Source organism: Mucilaginibacter ginsenosidivorax (assembly GCF_007971525.1).
In the GTDB taxonomy this organism is placed as follows: Bacteria; Bacteroidota; Bacteroidia; order Sphingobacteriales; family Sphingobacteriaceae; genus Mucilaginibacter; species Mucilaginibacter ginsenosidivorax.
The window spans coordinates 3,589,206-3,607,635 of the sequence record NZ_CP042437.1 but is presented as its reverse complement, the minus strand read 5'-3'; the positions used below and the strand labels follow the sequence as shown (position 1 = coordinate 3,607,635).

The following is an 18,430-nucleotide window of genomic DNA, read 5'->3' as shown; positions in this document are numbered from 1 at the left end:
TTTCCCCCTTCAGGGGGTTAGGGGGCTTCCTATTTGTAAAAAGGCGGCTTTACAATTTTAGCCTTGATTTTATTATCGCGGATGCTGATGAAAATCTCCGTACCTTCTTTAGCGAAGGCACTATCAACATACCCCATACCAATGGCTTTTTGTAGCGATGGCGATTGCGTGCCCGATGTTACCTTCCCTATGGTATTGCCATCGGCATCAACAATGGGGTAATCATGGCGCGGGATACCCCGGTCTATCATTTCAAAACCAACCAGTTTTTTGCTTACGCCTGTTTGTTTTTGTTGTTGCAAAGCTTCGGCATTGGTAAACTCCTTGTTGAATTTGGTTACCCAGCCAAGGCCGGCCTCTAATGGCGATGTGGTATCATCAATATCATTACCGTAAAGGCAAAAACCCATTTCTAAACGTAAGGTATCACGGGCGCCCAGGCCAATTGGTTTTATGCCGAACGCTTCACCTGCTTTAAAAATTGCCTCCCAAATTTGTTCTGCGTATTGGTTGTCAAAATAAATTTCAAACCCGCCTGCACCGGTATACCCGGTGGCCGATATTAACACGTTATCAACACCTGCAAAGCTTCCTTTTTTAAAGGTATAGTATTCCATAGATACCAGGTCGACATCGGTAAGGCTTTGTAGTGCTTCGGCAGCCTTAGGGCCTTGGATGGCCAGTAATGAAGTGCGGTCGGATATGTTTTTCATATCAACACCCTTAGTATTGTACCTGGAGATCCAGTTCCAGTCTTTATCAATATTTGACGCATTAACTACCAGCATGTACGTCTTTTCATCAATACGGTAAACCAGCAAATCATCTACAATGCCACCGTTTTCATTTGGCAGGCAGGAGTATTGCACTTTGCCATCGTATAATTTAGCGGCATCGTTACTTGTAACCCGTTGGATAAGGTCAAGCGCGTTATCGCCTTTCAAAATAAACTCGCCCATGTGGCTTACATCAAACACACCTACCGCCTTGCGTACGGTTTCGTGTTCGGCGTTAATACCCACGTATTGCACGGGCATGTTGTAGCCAGCAAAAGGCACCATTTTGGCACCGGCTTTTATATGTACATCGGTTAAAGCAGTATTCTTCATGCGGTCAGTTCAATCAGCCGCAAAGGTAATTATTTTGGTGAGGAAAATTAAGCCGGGCTGCAAATTAAGAAAGTGGTTTTATAGCTGATGGCTGACTCAGCTATCGGTTTTACTTAGCTCCTCATAAAACTTAACCAAATCCTTTGCAACCTTGTTTACATCATGCTGTTGCTCAACCAATTTGCGCGCATTAAGGCCAACGCTTTTGCAAAATTCCTCATCAGATATGCACCGTTCTATGGCATGGTAAAACTCGGCCCGATCATTGGCTATCATGATATTGGTGCCATTGGTAAAGTTTATACCTTCGGCTCCTAAGGCGGTAGATATGATGCATTTTTGCATGGCCATTCCTTCCACAATTTTCACCCGCATACCCCCGCTTGATAAAAGCGGAACAATCATGATGGCTTTGCTGTTTACAAAATCAAAAGCATCGTCAACCTCGCCCTGGATAAATATTTTACCCATTACCTCGTAGTCGTCAAAACGCTCGGGAATGTTATGGCCTGCCACGTAAAACTTAACCCGCAGGTCGCCTTCTGTCAGGTCTTTATAAAAATTATCAATAAACCATTCTATCCCCTCGCGGTTGGGTAGCCAATCCAGCGAGCCAAGAAAAAACAGGCTGGGGAACTCTGTTTTCTTAAAATCGGGCCGGTACCGGGTAAGATCTATACCAACAGGAAAAATCTCGACCGGAATAGTAGCGCCGTATGATAGCACGGTTTTTTGATCTTCGGCAGTGAACACCGCAATTGCATCAAACTTATTAAGCTGTTGCAATTCATAATCTTTAATACGGCGGGCAACCATGCGCAGGTACCACCTTTTAAGCAGGTCGGTTTTTTGATGCGCAAGCCGCTCATAAACCTGGTGTTCGATATTATGTGACCGATATATAAGCCTGGCTTTTGATACTTTGCGGATAGATGCCAGGTAAGGTGTAACAAACAAACCCTCAAACTGGATAATATCATAAGCCGTTTTCTTTAACTCCCTGATAAGTAATTTCTCAAACTCGGCATCGTAATACCTATCTACATTGTTAGATTTTTTGCGGAACAGGTTCACGGCAGCATCAAACATAGATACGTTGATGTTGATTTTAAACGAGCTGTAGTTTATCTTGTCTTCCAGCTCGTCTTTTTCATAATAGCTGCTACTGTACTTTTGCGCATTTAACGCCACCAGCGACACTTCATGCCCAAGGGCAATTAATCCTTTTATGGTATTGCACACCACTATGGCATATCCGCCATTTTGCGGAAATGGGACACGATGTGTTAAAATAAGGATCTTCAAATGATTGATGGGTTTGTCACAAAAATACCAAGCAGAAAGTGGTTATCAAAACATATACCCAAAGTATCTTTAAAAAATACTCAGCTGCGGGTCGCTCACCCTGAAAGTTTTACGATGATATGGCGTAAATCCAATTTTCATAACCGTTTCGCGGTGTTTTATAGTTGGATAGCCTTTGTTTGTATGCCAATCATATTCCGGGTGTTCGGCAGCAATTTTCAACATATAGTCGTCCCGGTAGGTTTTGGCTAATATGGATGCCGCTGCGATACTGAAATATTTACCATCGCCCTTAATGATGCACTCGTGCGGAACGTTTGGGTATTTTTTAAACCGGTTGCCGTCGATAATTAAAAATTGTGGTGCAATGTGCAGTTTTTCAATAGCGCGATGCATAGCCAGGAAAGACGCATTAAGAATGTTAATCTCGTCTATTTCAAAATTATCAACCGATGCAACCGCATATGCAACGGCCCGCTCTTCAATTTCTGTTCGCAGCTGGTACCGTATCTCTTCGGATACCTGCTTGGAGTCGTTCAGTAAATGGTGATCAAAATCATGAGGAAGAATAACTGCCGCTGCAAACACCGGCCCGGCAAGGCAGCCACGACCAGCCTCATCACATCCCGCTTCAATCAATTCAAACTGGTACCTTGCTGCTAACATATGGCAAAGATAGAGTTTTTAGTATCGAGTAGTTAGTATCAAGACCGAAATGAAGGCCATTTATATCAAACATTCTTAAACTCCAAACGAGCATTCGTGAAATTCGATCCAATTCGAGAAATTCGTGTCGATAAAATTCGTGTGTATTAAAATATCTTCAGTGTAAGCAGGGTGATATCGTCTATTGGCTTACTTTTATGCCCAAGGCTCAGGTGATCTAAAAGCAGGTCGTTAAAATTATCGGGCGACAAATGCCCGTGTGTTTTCACAAAAGCAAGTAATTTATCTTCATTCCAAACCTTGTTGCTGGTTGATTCAAAATCCATCAAACCATCGGTATAATTTACAATAAGGCTGCCGGGTTCAATATCCACTTCTCCTTCGTTTAAAAAAGGCAGCTCTTCAAAAACGCCAATCATCGTGGTGCCCAACTTTAGCGGAATGGCTTCGCCATCAGCAAAAAGGATGGTTGGGTTATGGCCGGCATTAATATAATTGAGTTTGCGTTTCTTTTGGTTATACCGGGCCAGGAATAAAGTGATAAACCGTTCGCCCTTGGTATTGTTGAGCACTATTTTATTAAGGCGGTCAATAATGTTGGTCAGGTCGTCTTCCACTGCGGCCCAGGCATGCAGGCTGGCCTGAAAATTTGCCATCAGCAGCGCCGCCGATATTCCTTTGCCCGATACATCGGCAATGCACCATAAAAATTCGTTTTCATTAAGGCGGATAAAATCAAAGTAATCGCCTCCTATGTTTTGATGGGGCAGGTATTTAGCGCCAACTTCTACCGCATCATCTTTATGAATCCTAAGCGGTATCAGCATATTCTGCACTTCAACGGCAAGCTCCATCTCGCGCTGAAAACGTTCTGATTGTAAGCGCTCTTTAAATAATTTCTTATTCTCCAGCGCCACTATAATCACATTCATCAGGGTTTGGATGAAGTTAAGATCGTTGCTTAACATCTCGCCCGATGTATCAAAATCGCCGATAAGCGCGTAAGCCAGGGCCTTACTTTTGTGATATATCGGAATAAAATAATTGTATTTACGCAGGGTAATATCCTGGTGGTCGGCTATCGCTACGGGCGATTTAACCTTCTTTAATTTATCACACGCCCTGCTCAATGCCATCGCCGACTCTGTTTCGCCGCCATATTTAGAGATACATACAAACTTATTTTCCTTTTCTATCAGAAAACGGAGCTTGCCAACCTGCAGATAGTTTTGCAGGATAACCTCAAGCATTTGTATAAGTATGGGGGTAGAAGTATTCTTATTAATGGCCCTGGTGATCTCCAATAAGGAATTCAACTCGGATTGCCGTTTCAGCAACAGCCTTATTAATTCGTCTTCGCCAGAACTATCGTCTTTGTATTGCATTTGTTTTTAGTCGCATGACTAAAGTAAAAAAAATATTTTCAAATGCGCGTACTTTGTGATTTTATATCGAAAGCATCACGTAAACCAACTGTAACCAGGTTAAACGCATACACCAGCAGCATAATGGCAAGGCCGGGAATAATAGCCAGGAAAGCCGAATCCATGACGATATACCCGTAATGCTCTTTAATCATGCCGCCCCATGTTGGCATTGGTGGTTGCGCACCAAAACCCAGGAAACTAAGCCCGGCCTCCAGCAAAATGGCCGATGCGAAATTTGACGAAGCCAGTACCAAAATTGGCCCGGTTATATTTGGTAAAATGTGTTTGGTTATGATGCGCCTGTTATTGAAACCCAGGGCGCGGGCCGCTTCTACGTATTCAACCTGTTTCAGGCTCATTACCTGGCCGCGTACCAGGCGGGCAACCTCAACCCACATGGATAAGCCTACTGCTATAAATATTTGCCAAAGCCCCTTGCCCAAGGCAAATGATATGGCAATAACCAGCAACAACGCTGGTAACGACCATAAAATATTCATCACCCAGCTTAAAGCCCCGTCAACCCATCCGCCAAAATACCCGGCTATGGAACCGATGGTTACCCCTAAAAACATGCTGATTATTACCGACATCAGCCCTACTGCCAATGAAATGCGCGTACCCAGTAACAGGCGGCTCAACAGGTCGCGCCCGTAAACATCGGTACCCAGCCAAAAAGTTTTGGTGGTTATTTGCTCCCCTTTAATTTTATCACTGAAGTTTTTATATATCTCCGCGGTTTTTTCGCAGGAGAAGGTTGGGCTTAACAATACTTTGTTGAAATGGTAGCGCGGTTTAATCCCGGTTACCACTTCAAAAATATTGTAGGCTTTGGGGTCTGGCTTATCCTCATTGCCAATATATTCGTTTACGTGGATAGAATCCTGTTTAAAGTAATACCCCGTAATAGGCACTTCCCGGTAAAATGAGGGTTGTCCAAAAAACATCCGCCTAAAAAACCCCACTGTGTCCACCTGCTCGCCTTTGCGTATAAGCAACATCATGAATTTTGCACCGGGCTTTTTAATGCTTAGCTGAATAGTCATGTTATTAGCTTGCGGCGTATTATCGGGCATTATCAAATACCCCAATACAGCTACCAATAACGTTATCGCAATGAAAACAAGGCCGGCCACGGCAATTTTATTACGCTTAAATGCGTTCCAGGTGCGTTTTGAGGGGGTAAGCTGGGCCAATAGTTAATAGTTCCGTTTGGCTAAATATCGCTTAAATAGGCGCAATAAGCAATTGGCGGTGCTACAAATTACATTGATATTAAAAACACGGTTATTTTACCATGCGGCCCTTCCACTGGTATTGCTTATTACCACCTATTACGCCTATTACAGCAATATAAACAATATGTAATGGTGTTAATAATAAAATCAGGCTAACCAGATAGCTCCGCTTAAAAAAAGAAGTAATAGGGATGATATAAAAAAGTTCGACAAAAATTTTTAAGAGTATCTGCGCTAAAAAAAGCTTTAAAAAATACACGTCGAATAACCCGAGCAATAAGTTGAGCAACAATAACACATTGAAACCCCAAAAGGCGAAGCCCAATGCCACTACCTTTTTATTCTTATATTTAGTCGACTTTGAGGCCCAGCGCCGCCTTTGCTGCATAAACTCTTTAAAATTGGGCTTGGCGTGAGTGTAAACCACCGCTTCGGACTGCTTGAGGAAAGCTATTTTGCCGGGAAAATGTTCGGCAACTTTTTGCAGCAGCAACTCATCGTCGCCCGATGCCAGTTCGTCAATACCAGTAAAGCCGCCAACTTCATTAAATACATCCTTGCGGTAGGCCAGATTGGCCCCATTGCAGTTTGATGCCCGGCCATTACCTATAAATGCAGCACCTATCCCAATTAAATAAGCAAATTCCAGGGTTTGCAGCAATTCAAAAAGCGATTTTTCTTCGAAAAATGTAACCGGCGATGATATCATTACCGGGTTAAAAGCTTCGTAATGCCCAACAATGGTTGATAGCCACTGGCTGCCCATGCGGCAGTCGGCATCGGTAGCTACCATTAACTCGCCCGATGATAGTTTTATCGCTTCAGCAATAGCTTTCTTTTTATAAGAGTTTAAAGGCCGGTCTTCGTTAAGCTTAAGTAACGTAATACCCTGGCTGCCAAAGCTTGCTATAATATCGGCAGTATTATCTGTAGAATGGTCATCTACAATGATAACTTCCAGCAGGTGCTTAGGGTAATCCTGCGCCAGGATGTCGCCTATAGTTAAATGGATACTTTTGGCTTCGTTACGGGCGGCAATAAGTATGGTAACCCTGGTATTAAAGCCCGTAGGCGAAAGTTGCGTGGTTTTAACGTTAAACCATCCTTTTACCAGATACATGATTAACGCCACGTACAGGAAGGTAAACAGTAACGAAATGATACTAAGCGTTGCGATCAAAGAATTTGAGTTTAAAAACAAATAAAGAACCTAAAATAGCAGGAATAAACAAATTTATTAGCCATATAATCGAAACACAGGATATAACGGCCAATTTTTGATCGGTAACGTATATAAACAGGTGTGCCGCAGTAAAACCACGCACCCCGATATCAAATAAATCGAGCGAGGGCAGGGTTGATGTAACAAAGAAAAACACCATTAGCACCAGCAGCATGGGAATAATGGATACTTGTGGTACCAGCAACTGGAACAGCAGGTAATATTGAAATGTAAAAGTGACGTACCTTGCCAGACTAAAGGCCATGGTTTTAAGAAGCTCGTGGGTTTTGTAACGGCTCAATACATCAAAAAAACGATGATATTTACGGATAAAGGCAATTTTATCAAATAAATATACCATCCATTTAATATGGAAATAAACAATAAGCTGCAACAAAACCAATGTGCCTAAAATAGCTACAACAGTTATATACGCCCATTTTTTATCATCAATAAAACTGAGCACAAACCAAACTGACGTAATTATGCCCAATACATTGGTGATTAAAGCCTGGCTAAATGAGCCTACACCCATAGCAAAAACACCGGGAATCCTTTTTCTATTTGGTAAAAACATAACCCGGCCACCATATTCACCAACTCGGTTGGGAGTGGTTACAGCCCAGGTAAGGCCACAAAAAACAGCTTCCACAGCCTCCCATAAAGATATAGCTATCAGGGTTTTGGTAACGTAACGCCATTTGAGCGCCTCCAAAAACCAGTTTAAAAACATAAGTAACACCACAATGCCAAGCGTAAAAACTACTCTTGAAACACTTAAATTGGATGCTAATAGTTCAAACTCCTGTAACTCGTTACTTTTTTTTGAAAATTGCCTGTAAATAAACCACGCAGCTACTATTACGATACTGGCTTTTAGTAGAAAAGAAATTGTTTTTTTAGTAGAACTGGTCAAACGGGTAAAAATTTATGCAATGTTACGAAAAATGAGCTGGTGATTAGCCCGTTCCCAATAACGCAACTTTAGCATTTTTGTTTACTTCAACCTCGCCTTAAAAAAAGCTATAGTATTGGCATAAGCATCTTTCGTGGCGTCGCTGTTATAGGCCGGGTTGCTGGGGTTGGCAAAACCATGGTCGGCATCGTATTGGTGCAGGTACAGTTTTTTGCCGGCAGCTTTCATATCGTCATTAAACTTACCCACTACTTTCGGGTTTATCCATTGGTCTTTATTGGCAAAATTGGCCAGTACATCAGCATTCAGCGTCTTTAATTTTGCCACGTCCTGTTCAGGCATGCCGTAATACATTACGGTACCTGCCAATTTTTTGCCGGCAAGCAGGCCGGTTTGTAAACTCCAGCCGCCGCCAAAGCACCAGCCAATGGTAGCAATACGCGCTTTGGCCCCGGCATAAGTAATAGCGCCATTAATGATGGCTTTGGCTCTGTCTTCAACAACTGCCTGCATTAATTTGCCGGCATCTTTAGGGTCGGTGGCTATCTTGCCATCGTAAAGGTCAAGGTCGATGATGTTTACATTGCCCAAATCATTATAAATTTTTTCCGATTCGCGTTTTACATAATCGTTCAGGCCCCACCATTCGTGGATAACCAGGATATAGTTATTGGTAGGCTTTTTTGCCTTCAGCAAATAGGCCGTAGATGTTTTTCCGTCGGGTGTTTGGTAGGTAACATTGGTGCCTATACTGCTCTGAAAATGGATTGGCGACGGTTTTAAATGCGCCATCCGGAACTCAGGGTTGGATGCCAGCATGGCAAAACGCTGGGTTGATGATGGATTGGCGCAGCAAACCACCTTTTTGCTTTGTGCGAAGGTGAATGCGCTAAATGCGATTAACAAAGTGAGTATGATCAGTTTTTTCATGTCGGTTTTTTTATTGCGATTATAACAATAACGCAGGCGAAATGATTTGCGTTGCCGGCAAAAAGAAGTATTTTGAAAGTAAACTTTTCAATTTCCCGGGCGCTTTGCAAAAAAGCATTTCTTCCTCTCTACCCCATCACCTTATCTGGTGTTATGGGCAACTCCCGCACCCGTTTTCCGCTGGCGTTGTATACGGCGTTGGCCACCGCGGCGGCCATACCGATGAGAGCTATCTCGGCCATGCCTTTAGCCCCCATCGGATTGATGACAGGATCGGGTTTGTTTACAAACAGGGCATCAATCTGCGGGATATCGGCATTTACCGGCACGTGGTAGTCGGCAAAATTATTGTTGATGTAACTGCCATACCGGTGATCAATAACCGACTCTTCCATCAAAGCCATGCCAAGCCCTCCTATCGCACCACCGATAACCTGGCTACGTGCTGTTTTAGGGCTGATGATTCGGCCGCAATCGGCTACACAAGCAACCTTGTCAATTTTAACAACACCCGTCGCGGCGTTTACCAAAACCTTTACAAAATGTACCGACCAGGAGTTCATGGCATAGGTTTGCATCCCATTACCCCCATCAGTTTCGGTGGTAACATCCAGCGATGCCAGGTTGTGCTCCTTTAATATTTTTGGATAATCCGGGTTATCGGTACCGCCATTACCAACCAGCTTTTGAAATTTTTCTTTTAAATCGGCACAAGCTTTATATACTGCCGAGCCAACACTGGCTGTTGTGGCCGATCCTCCCTGGGTAGGCGCGTTAGGTAATGACGAATCGCCCAACTCAAACCGTATCTTTTCGGCAGGCAGCTTCATTTGTTCGGCTGCTATTAATACCATAGCTGTACCCGTACCTGGGCCAATATCGCTTACCGCACTTTGTAATAACAGTGTGCCATCGGCTTTCATCACAGCTTTTATGGTAGCCCTGTCACGGTACGCGCCAAACATACCACTACCCATTCCGTAGCCAACATACCATCCATTTTCTTTTACCAGGCCTGGCTCTGCCTTGCGGTTTTTCCAGCCTATATGGTTTGCGCCTAACTCGTAAGCTTCTTTCAAAAACTTGCTCGAAAAGGGCTTGCCGCTATCCGGGTCTTTTTCGGCGTAATTGCGGACCCGCAATTCAACGGGGTCTATTTTTAATTGATACGATAATTCGTCCAGAGCCGATTCCAGCGCGAAAGAGCCGGTGGCTTCGCCGGGACCACGCATCCAGGTAGGTGTAGCAATATCAAGCGGCACAATGTTGTATTTGGTATTTACATTTGGGCAGGCGTATAAATTCTGACTTACGCCGGTAGGCCCTTCGGTAAAATCTTCGTAGGTTGATGTTTGGCCGGCAGCTTCATGGGTAATGCCGGTAAGCTTACCATCGGCTGTAGCACCTATGCCCATTTTTTGCCAGGTAAAAGGCCGGTACCCAACCGATGTAAACATATCGGCGCGGCTTAAAACCACCTTTACGGGCCTTTTTGCTACTTTAGCAGCAAGTATAGCCGCTACTTCATGTGGCCAGGTGCGCAAAGCACTGCCAAATGCTCCGCCTACAAATTGCGAGTGCACCTGCACATTTTGCACAGGCAATTTAAACAAACGCGCCAAATCCTGCTGGGTATCTTTAACGCCCTGAGTTTTATCCCATACGCTTAGCTTATCATCAGCATCCCAACGGGCAATAATGGCATGCAGCTCCATAGGGTTATGGGTTACCGTGGGCACAATATATTCCTGCTCCAGTTTAAAAGGGGCAGTTTTCCAGGCATCTTCAGTACCCCGTTTGTAGCCTCCTTCCCCACGCGGCGCAAAGCCTTTATCCTTATTATCGGGGAGGTTGGTCATATGTTTTTCGGCCTTATACTCTGCTTTTACCAACGATGCTGCAAACTGCGCACGCTCAAAAGTATCGGCTATTACAATGGCGACTGGCTGGCCGTTGTAACATATTTTATCATCATAAAAAACCTTTAACGCGCCCTTGTCGCCCGCTTTGTTGTCCTTTCCGGGTTGGTCGCCGGGCACTTTGGGAGCATTTAAATGGGTAATTATAGCCAATACTCCTGGCGCTTTTGAAGCGGCTTTGGTATCAATGGCAGTAATGCTGCCTTTGGTAATGGTACTGCCTACCAGTACCCCATAGGTTAAACCCGCCGGCGTATATTCGGCCGAGTATTTTGCTGCCCCGGTTACTTTTAACCTTCCGTCTACCCGGCCCATGCCTTCTGCCGATGAGGGCATAGTTTTGTCTATCGCTGTTTTCATGGTGATGTTAAACTAAGCCTGCTGCATGTTTTAAAGCCTCGGTAATGGTGGCCGGTGCCAGTTTTAATTTGAATGAATTATTGCCGTACCCTTTAGCGCCCTGCATAGCCAACTGGGCCGCCTGGGCAAAACTCTCTTCGGTAGCAGGTTTGCCAACGAGTGATTTTTCGGCATCAAAAAGCCGCCAGGGTTTATGGGCAACCCCGCCCATGGCCAGCCGGGCATCTTTTATCAGTCCGTTATCTATTTCAAGCGCCGCCGCTACAGAAACCAACGCGAAGGCATATGATTGCCTGTCGCGAATTTTTAAATAGTAGCTGTTTTTGGCAAAGTTATTATCCGGAATCTCGACGCCAAGAATCAACTCATCCTTGGCCAGGGTGTTATCCAGCTCGGGATGCTCTCCCGGCAGGCGATGAAATGCTGTAAAAGGAATGTGCCGTTCGCCTTTTTTGCCTGCTATTATTACGGTAGCATCCAGCGCGGCAAGGGCCACACACATATCGCTGGGATGCACGGCAATACACTGTGAGCTTGCGCCAAAAATAGCATGCATGCGGTTAACGCCTTCCATGGCCCCACAGCCGGTACCCGGCACACGTTTATTACAGGGCATGGTTGTGTCGTAAAAATACCCGCAACGTGTACGCTGCATCATATTGCCGCCTACTGTAGCCATATTACGTAATTGTGGCGATGCGCCCGCTTTAAGCGCCATGGCCAAAAGCGGTTGATTTTGGGTGACAAAGCTATGCTCAGATACTACACTATTAAGCGCAAGAGCACCAATGCGCAGCCCGTTTTTTGTAATTCCGATGTTTTTTAACGGCAACAGGTTTATATCAACCAGTTTATCCGGCGCTGTAACGCCCCGTTTCATCAGGTCGACCAGATTGGTGCCGCCTGCTATAATCTTTGTACCCGGTTTACTTACCGCATCTAAAACGGCCTGCTGTGTTGCCGGCTTAACATATTGAAACTGTTTCATACGGCCATCCCCCCATCTTTTACTTCCTGTATGGCGTTTACTATATTAGGGTAAGCGCCGCAGCGGCAAATGTTACCGCTCATATATTCGCGTATTTCGTGTTCGGAGTTAGCGTGCCCTTCGCGGATACAGGCCACCGCCGACATGATTTGCCCCGGCGTACAATACCCACACTGAAAACCATCATGCTTTATAAAAGCCTCCTGCATAGGGTGCAGCTTATCGCCATTGGCAAGGCCCTCAATGGTGGTAATTTTTTTACCATTCATCATAATGCCCAGTGTAAGGCACGAGTTTACGCGATGCCCGTCAACATGAACGGTACATGCGCCGCACTGGCCGTGGTCGCAGCCCTTTTTGGTGCCGGTTAGGTCAAGCTGTTCGCGCAAAATATCCAACAGGGTCGATCGTGGCTCAACCGATAAGTTTTGCTGCCTGCCGTTTACCTGCATTTTTAAAGGCATTTTTTCAAAAACCGCAGCAATCTGCTCATCTACATGGCTGGCAGCAGCTTTTATAGCGGTGGCCGGTGTAAGGGCCACTGCGGTTAGCAGGGTTGATTGTTTCAGGAAATTCCTGCGCGAACTGTCCTTCACATCCGGGCTTTCATAAGGCCCCGAACAAGGTTTTTTGCTTTCCATAAATAATCGGCTTTTTAGGAATGTTAAATTACGCTTTTTTAATAAAATGCCGCAACTGCAATTAATGTTTTACAACCGGGGCATTTTGCATATTACCAGTTATTAACATTGCGATAAAACAATTAGTGGCAAACTCCCGTATAAGCGCGTAACTAATTGATTATATGCTTACTCCCCCAATCCCCGAAAATGAAATGGACAGGGTAATGACCCTGTCGGAATTTGATTTGGACTATGGCGCCCATGCCGATAGCTTTAAAGATCTTACTAAACTTGCCGCCAAAGTTGCTGGCACCGAAATGTCGTTGGTTAATCTCATTGATTCGTATACCCAATGGACCATATCTACCCACAATATGGACCTGGAGCAAATGCCGCGCGAGGAATCTGTTTGCCAGTACTTGTTAATGAGCGATGATAACATGGAAATTGCCGACCTGAGTGCCGATGAGCGGTTTAAAGACAGGCCCTATGTTACCGGAGGCCCGCACCTGCGCTACTACTACGGCATTCCGCTTAATGTAGGTAATCATAACATTGGCGCTTTATGCGTGGTTGATGCGCACTCGCCAAAAACGCTTAATCCCGAAAAGGTAGAGTTGTTAAAGATAATTGCCGGCGAAATTGTGAACAGGCTTAAATACATCAAAGTAATTGAGGACCTGCGGAGTAATTTATCTGAAGCAAAACAAACGCAGAAAAAAGTAGCGCACGATATTCGCGGACCCTTAAGTGGCATTATAGGCCTGGCGCAACTGATACGTGAGCAGGGTGATGAAAACCAAATGGACGAGATACTGGAGTTTATGAACCTGATTCACAAAAGTGGAAGGTCGATACTGGAACTTGCCGACGAGATTTTGAGCGCTGATAAAAAAGATAAGAAAGTACCCGAATTGAAGGGAAACGAATTTAACCAGGTAGTATTTAAAGATAAGCTACAAAAGCTTTATGTACCGCAGGCCATGAACAAGCATATTACCTTTACAGTAAATACATCATCGGCATCAGAAACCATTCCTTTTTCAAAAAATAAATTGTTGCAGATAACGGGCAACCTGATATCCAACGCCATTAAATTTACGCCGAATAATGGTTTTGTTACTGTCGACCTGGATTTGATTGAAGATAAAAACGAAAACGTATTGCAGGTAAAAGTAACCGACTCGGGCGTTGGGCTGGATGCAGGCGGAATAGCCACCATATTGCAGGGAAATGCTATATCAACAAATGGTACCGGCGGCGAAAATGGGTATGGGTTTGGCCTGGCGCTTGTAAAGCACCTGGTTGAAAGCCTTAAGGGAACGTTTAATATATTTTCGGTTCCGGGACAGGGTGCCACATTTGAGGTAAAGCTACCGCAGGCATCATCGCCGGAAAAATAATATAAGCATGGTTTTTTTGATATAGTACTATCACAGCAGGTAAAAAACCTGCTAAACCAATCCCACAAAGTTCAGTAAGTAGATGTATTATTAACAGCAAAGTGCCGGGTACCAATACCCGGCACTTTGTTTATTTATAATTTACCAACGGCTGCCACCGCCGCCGCCACGGCTATCTTTTGAATAACCACCGCCGCCACCGCCACGGTTACCGCCGCCGCCATAGCCACCACCGCCGCCACGGTTGCCACCATAACCACCGCCACCACGGTTGTCGCGTGGTTTTTTGTCTTCAGCCTGGCTAACAGCAATTGATCTGCCTCTAACATCTGATCCGTTTAAACCCGTGATAGCTAATTGTGCAGCTTCATCATCTGGCATTTCAACAAATCCGAAACCCTTGCTTCTGCCAGATTCACGGTCAATAATAATTTTTACAGTGCTTACTTCACCGTACGCTTCGAAAAGCTCTTTTAAATCGGCTTCCTCTAATTGAAAAGGAAGGCTTCCTACAAATATGTTCATCAATCTTTAATTTATAAAAGGCAAGGTTGTTTTATTTGCCCAGTTTTGTTAACATCAAATATAGTAATAGATATTTGATGATTACTGCATGATTTTATGAATGAAGGGTTTTATTTTTAAAAAAAGTTAATTTTTATTGATTTTGGGTTAAAAACATCCCTTTTTAACTATTAAAATATAATTTAAGGCGGCCGGAGGCTAAATGCCCGCTTATTTATAGCGCACAAATTATAAAAGTAATATCGTTTATTATAAAAAAAGCCCGCACAGATAAAATTTTATAAATTCACTGCAAATACCTTGTCAATAACTTGAAAATTTCAACTATCCGGATTTTTTGTCGTGTAATCGCCGCATGTGTACTTCTGTTTGAGGGAGTTACCTGTTTTGCACAAACCCAATTGCCGTTATTGGCTCAATGGCAAAAGGCGGCACAGCAGCCTGGCTATAAAAACGACACCGCCAGCGTTAATTTGCTTAATAGTTTATCGCTCGGGTACAGGTATAACCAGGCCGATAGCTCACTATATTTTGCCAAACAGGCATTACAGCTTGCCCAATTCCAAAAAAACAAGCCCGGTCAAATTGCCTCTTTAAATAATATTGGCATGGCTTATTACGTTTTGGGCGAATATTTTCAATCATTAGATGCGGCATCTAAGTTAATGCAGCTAAGTAATACTATTGATTACCAGCCAGGGGTAGCTAATGCTTACCAGGTAATGGGGCTGATTTTTTTAGGGCAAAACAAGTTTGAGGATGCCATTAACCAGTTTGCAAAAGCGTTGGATGGGTTTACAAAGGTTAACGACCAGGCAAAAATTGCCCGCATGTATTTTGATATAGGCCTGTGTTATGACGAACTCGGGCTGCCAAAAAAGGCTTTTACCTACCTTGATAAAGCTTTAAATACCGGCGAGCTGATTAAGGATGAGCACATTATATCTATGACCTATAACCGCATGGGCGAAACTTTTTTCCATTTAAAAAATTACCCGCAGGCTATAGTGTATTATCAAAAGGTACTGAACGCACATTACCAGGACAACTGGGAGCGCGATTTCGCGTTCTCAGGCCTGGCCCAAACTTATTATGGTATGGGCCTATATCAATTGGCTATTACCAATGCCAATAAGGGGCTAAACCTGGCCAGCCAGGCCAATAGCCGGTATGATATTGTCAGGGCTTTAAAAATCCTGTCTGAAAGTTATGCCGCGCTGGAAGATTATGGTAACGCTTACCGCAACGAGGCGCTTTATAAAATTAATAACGATAGCTTATTGAATGATACCAAGGAAAAAGAGATTAATTACCTGCATTTAAAACAGCAACAGGTTGATAACATCCGGTTGGAAAAAGAGAACGAGCTGAACAAACAAAAGCTCAACTCCACCCGGTTAATAATTATTATAATAAGCCTGGCAGCCATTTTTGTTATTATTATACTATTAATCATCAGCCGAAGCAACATGCACAAAACGGCTTTAAACAAAGCCTTAAAGCAGCAGAGCCATGAAATATCGAGGCAAAAAGAAGCGCTTGACGATTTAAATCATACCAAGGATATGTTATTTTCGGTAATTAGCCATGATCTGCGCAGCCCTTTTGCCGCTATTATGCAAACTATCGATCTTGTACGCTCGGGTGATGTTGACGATGCGGAACAAAAGGTGTTGATTGATGACTTTTACAGGCAGGTAACCATAGTAAATAATATGGTAAACAATATGTTGGTTTGGGCCGGCGGCCAGCAAAAAGGCGCGGGTGTTGAAAAAACAAGTCTAAACTTAACGGGGGTGGTTGATGAAATTCTTTCAGTATCGGCTTTCATGGCCAAAAACAAGCAGATTAATATAGAACACATACACAATGGCGACCAAATGGTGAGCGCCGACCCTAACCATGTAAAAATAATAATCCAGAACCTGGTTGGCAATGCTATTAAATTTACACCCGAACGCGGCATCATTGTTATCCATTATACCTGCGACGATAAATACCGCGCCATCCACGTAAAAGATTCTGGCATTGGCATTAGCGAGCCTAAAATAGAGAAGCTTTTTAAAGTGGTTGGTAAAGAGATTTCGGGCGATGGCACCAATAAAGAAACCGGCGCCGGCATAGGCCTGGCCCTTGTTAAACAGTTTGTTGATATAAATAAAGGTAGTATTGAAATTAAAAGCGAAGTTGGCAAAGGCACCGAATTTATTGTGTACCTGTTAAAGGCAGATGTTTAGCAGTTAAAACATAAGCGCAAGCAGCATCAAATAATCACCATTGCGTTAACTTACCGATTCAATTACATATGTTTTCCCGTTCAGCGTAAAGCTGTCACCTGCCTTTGCCCCGCTCAGTTTCATACCCACCGGCGAACCTGGCGATACAGCGAAATAGTTTTTGCCATGCAGCGATAATGCCCCGGCGCTTATTGCCATATAAAAATTACCGTTATTGGTAATAACCACACTACCCGCTTCGACAATGGCCGATGTGCCACTGGTGCCTATGCGGTTTAGCGCAACCAGTAATTTATTGGCTTCGTTAAGCTGGGCCAGGTTGCGGTTGGTTTCCTGCTGCGCCATTTCGCGCCCGGTTTCATATTTGTCGCCAGCGCTGCTTTTGGTATCGTCATTTGATGATTTTTGCGCTTCGCTGATAGCCAGCTCGGCGGCGTCCATGCTCCTGCGAACGTGGGCTACACACAGATCATATAATTCCTTTTTCAGATTGCTCATTGGTAATAACAATACCGTTTTTTGTTAAATGCAAATAAAGGAATAAATGTTGGGGGATTGGGGCGTTAAAAAATGGCGGCAAGCCCCTTTTTTGTACAGACGCAATACTCTGCGTCTTCTACAGTACTTTCAAAACATGCTAAACCGATTTTATATAGTATATTACATCTAATTGTATAAGTGATGCTAAACCGATTTTCAAGATTGATTTGCATGCAGGAGACGCAAAGTATTGCGTTTCTACGTTAAAAAAAGAAATCCTTTAACACAACAAAGCCCGGTATGCTAACCATTAGCATACCAGGCTTTGTTCAAATAATTATTATAGCTATCTATATCAGCTTAGAAAATCTTAAAGCCCACGCTTAAAGCCCAAAGGTTTTGGCGCTGACCATAGTTGGAGTTTACTTTGGATAAACCACCTTCGTAACGTAAATCGGCAGTTATTGCACCGATATCAACACCGGCCCCGGCCTGGAAACCTAATGTACTTTTGTTGTAGTTGCCGAAATCCTGGTAAGCACCGGTAAAGTTATTGGAGAAGCTTGTGCTTTTATCAAGCTGATAAGTATATATTGGCCCGGCCATTACACGAAAGTTTAAATCTTTCCCGCCAAATGATTTACCAAGCAACAAAGGCACGTTTAAATTGGTAAACCTTACTTTTCCGCTGTAATCGGTGCCGTTATCGCTCGAACTGAATTTACCGCCGGTCCCGCTTAAATAAAGTTCGGGCTGCAGATAAAGGCCACTACCAATACGGGCAAATAACCCTGCTTGGTAACCTGTTAATGTTGATTCCTTTAAGTTGTCGGTATTGATCTTTGAAAAATTGACACCGCCTTTAACACCTAAAGAAAATTGTGCCTGCGCACTGATGCTCACTGCTATCAGTAATGCGGCACTTAATAGATACTTTTTCATAAATTTTAATTTTTAGCGGGGCGCAGCTATAAATATTCAACATAATATAGCCAAACCCCTTGTTTACATAGTTAGTTTACAATATGGCGTCAATTGATAGCCTGTTTTACAGCCTATCAATTGACGCGCCAAAGTTTTAA

At 43.7% G+C, this 18,430-nt stretch carries 16 protein-coding genes; 2 read left to right on the top strand and 14 right to left on the bottom strand.

The annotated features are described in order from the left end of the window. Positions 1 to 29 precede the first annotated feature (29 nt). The 11 genes from gcvT to FSB76_RS15080 all read right to left on the bottom strand — a co-directional run bounded on the left by gcvT (position 30) and on the right by FSB76_RS15080 (position 12,721). Positions 30 to 1,109 (bottom strand): glycine cleavage system aminomethyltransferase GcvT, encoded by a 1,080-nt coding sequence (gene gcvT / locus FSB76_RS15130; RefSeq protein WP_147054697.1) that lies wholly within the window; start codon positions 1,107 to 1,109, stop codon positions 30 to 32. A 96-nt stretch (positions 1,110 to 1,205) separates the two neighbouring features. After that, complete coding sequence (locus tag FSB76_RS15125) at positions 1,206 to 2,414, bottom strand: glycosyltransferase family 4 protein (protein ID WP_147054696.1); 1,209 nt, start codon at positions 2,412 to 2,414, stop codon at positions 1,206 to 1,208. A gap of 69 nt (positions 2,415 to 2,483) precedes the next feature. After that, on the bottom strand, positions 2,484 to 3,080 hold the full coding sequence (locus FSB76_RS15120) for a ribonuclease HII (RefSeq protein ID WP_147054694.1): 597 nt from the start codon (positions 3,078 to 3,080) through the stop codon (positions 2,484 to 2,486). A gap of 146 nt (positions 3,081 to 3,226) precedes the next feature. Then, positions 3,227 to 4,465 carry a PP2C family protein-serine/threonine phosphatase gene (locus FSB76_RS15115; protein WP_147054692.1) on the bottom strand — a complete coding sequence of 413 codons (1,239 nt, stop codon included), beginning with the start codon at positions 4,463 to 4,465 and terminating at the stop codon, positions 3,227 to 3,229. Positions 4,466 to 4,503: 38 nt separating this feature from the next. Next, positions 4,504 to 5,703 (bottom strand): ABC transporter permease, encoded by a 1,200-nt coding sequence (locus tag FSB76_RS15110; protein ID WP_147054690.1) that lies wholly within the window; start codon positions 5,701 to 5,703, stop codon positions 4,504 to 4,506. 91 nt (positions 5,704 to 5,794) lie between these two features. Continuing rightward, positions 5,795 to 6,925 (bottom strand): glycosyltransferase family 2 protein, encoded by a 1,131-nt coding sequence (locus tag FSB76_RS15105; RefSeq protein ID WP_225976519.1) that lies wholly within the window; start codon positions 6,923 to 6,925, stop codon positions 5,795 to 5,797. Further along, positions 6,909 to 7,883: a lysylphosphatidylglycerol synthase domain-containing protein gene (locus FSB76_RS15100; RefSeq protein WP_147054688.1), complete on the bottom strand. Its 975-nt coding sequence runs from the start codon at positions 7,881 to 7,883 to the stop codon at positions 6,909 to 6,911. Before FSB76_RS15100 ends, FSB76_RS15105 begins: the two co-directional genes overlap by 17 nt. Before the next feature lie 81 nt (positions 7,884 to 7,964). Then, entirely contained in the window at positions 7,965 to 8,813 is an 849-nt protein-coding gene (locus FSB76_RS15095) for a dienelactone hydrolase family protein (protein ID WP_147054686.1), read from the bottom strand. A 128-nt stretch (positions 8,814 to 8,941) separates the two neighbouring features. Further along, a complete protein-coding gene (locus FSB76_RS15090) occupies positions 8,942 to 11,092 on the bottom strand; it encodes a xanthine dehydrogenase family protein molybdopterin-binding subunit (protein WP_147054684.1) in 2,151 nt (716 codons plus the stop codon). Between the two features lie 7 nt (positions 11,093 to 11,099). Beyond that, on the bottom strand, positions 11,100 to 12,080 hold the full coding sequence (locus FSB76_RS15085) for an FAD binding domain-containing protein (protein WP_147054682.1): 981 nt from the start codon (positions 12,078 to 12,080) through the stop codon (positions 11,100 to 11,102). After that, the gene (locus FSB76_RS15080) at positions 12,077 to 12,721 is read right to left on the bottom strand and encodes a (2Fe-2S)-binding protein (protein ID WP_147054680.1); all 645 of its coding nucleotides are present in this window, start codon (positions 12,719 to 12,721) and stop codon (positions 12,077 to 12,079) included. Before FSB76_RS15080 ends, FSB76_RS15085 begins: the two co-directional genes overlap by 4 nt. 164 nt (positions 12,722 to 12,885) lie before the next feature. Between FSB76_RS15080 and FSB76_RS15075 the strand changes: the two genes are divergently transcribed. Continuing rightward, positions 12,886 to 14,106 (top strand): GAF domain-containing sensor histidine kinase, encoded by a 1,221-nt coding sequence (locus FSB76_RS15075; RefSeq protein WP_147054678.1) that lies wholly within the window; start codon positions 12,886 to 12,888, stop codon positions 14,104 to 14,106. A 141-nt stretch (positions 14,107 to 14,247) separates the two neighbouring features. Here the strand turns inward: FSB76_RS15075 and FSB76_RS15070 are convergent, their stop codons facing one another. Next, on the bottom strand, positions 14,248 to 14,631 hold the full coding sequence (locus FSB76_RS15070) for an RNA recognition motif domain-containing protein (protein ID WP_090638138.1): 384 nt from the start codon (positions 14,629 to 14,631) through the stop codon (positions 14,248 to 14,250). A 311-nt stretch (positions 14,632 to 14,942) separates the two neighbouring features. Here FSB76_RS15070 and FSB76_RS15065 point away from each other — a divergent pair, with 311 nt between their 5' ends. Beyond that, a complete protein-coding gene (locus tag FSB76_RS15065) occupies positions 14,943 to 16,868 on the top strand; it encodes a tetratricopeptide repeat-containing sensor histidine kinase (RefSeq protein WP_147054676.1) in 1,926 nt (641 codons plus the stop codon). 45 nt (positions 16,869 to 16,913) lie between these two features. Here FSB76_RS15065 and FSB76_RS15060 read toward each other — a convergent pair whose 3' ends face one another. Then, on the bottom strand, positions 16,914 to 17,366 hold the full coding sequence (locus FSB76_RS15060; protein ID WP_147054674.1) for a 3-oxoacyl-ACP synthase: 453 nt from the start codon (positions 17,364 to 17,366) through the stop codon (positions 16,914 to 16,916). 342 nt (positions 17,367 to 17,708) lie between these two features. Next, entirely contained in the window at positions 17,709 to 18,290 is a 582-nt protein-coding gene (locus FSB76_RS15055; RefSeq protein ID WP_147054672.1) for a porin family protein, read from the bottom strand. Positions 18,291 to 18,430 lie beyond the last annotated feature (140 nt).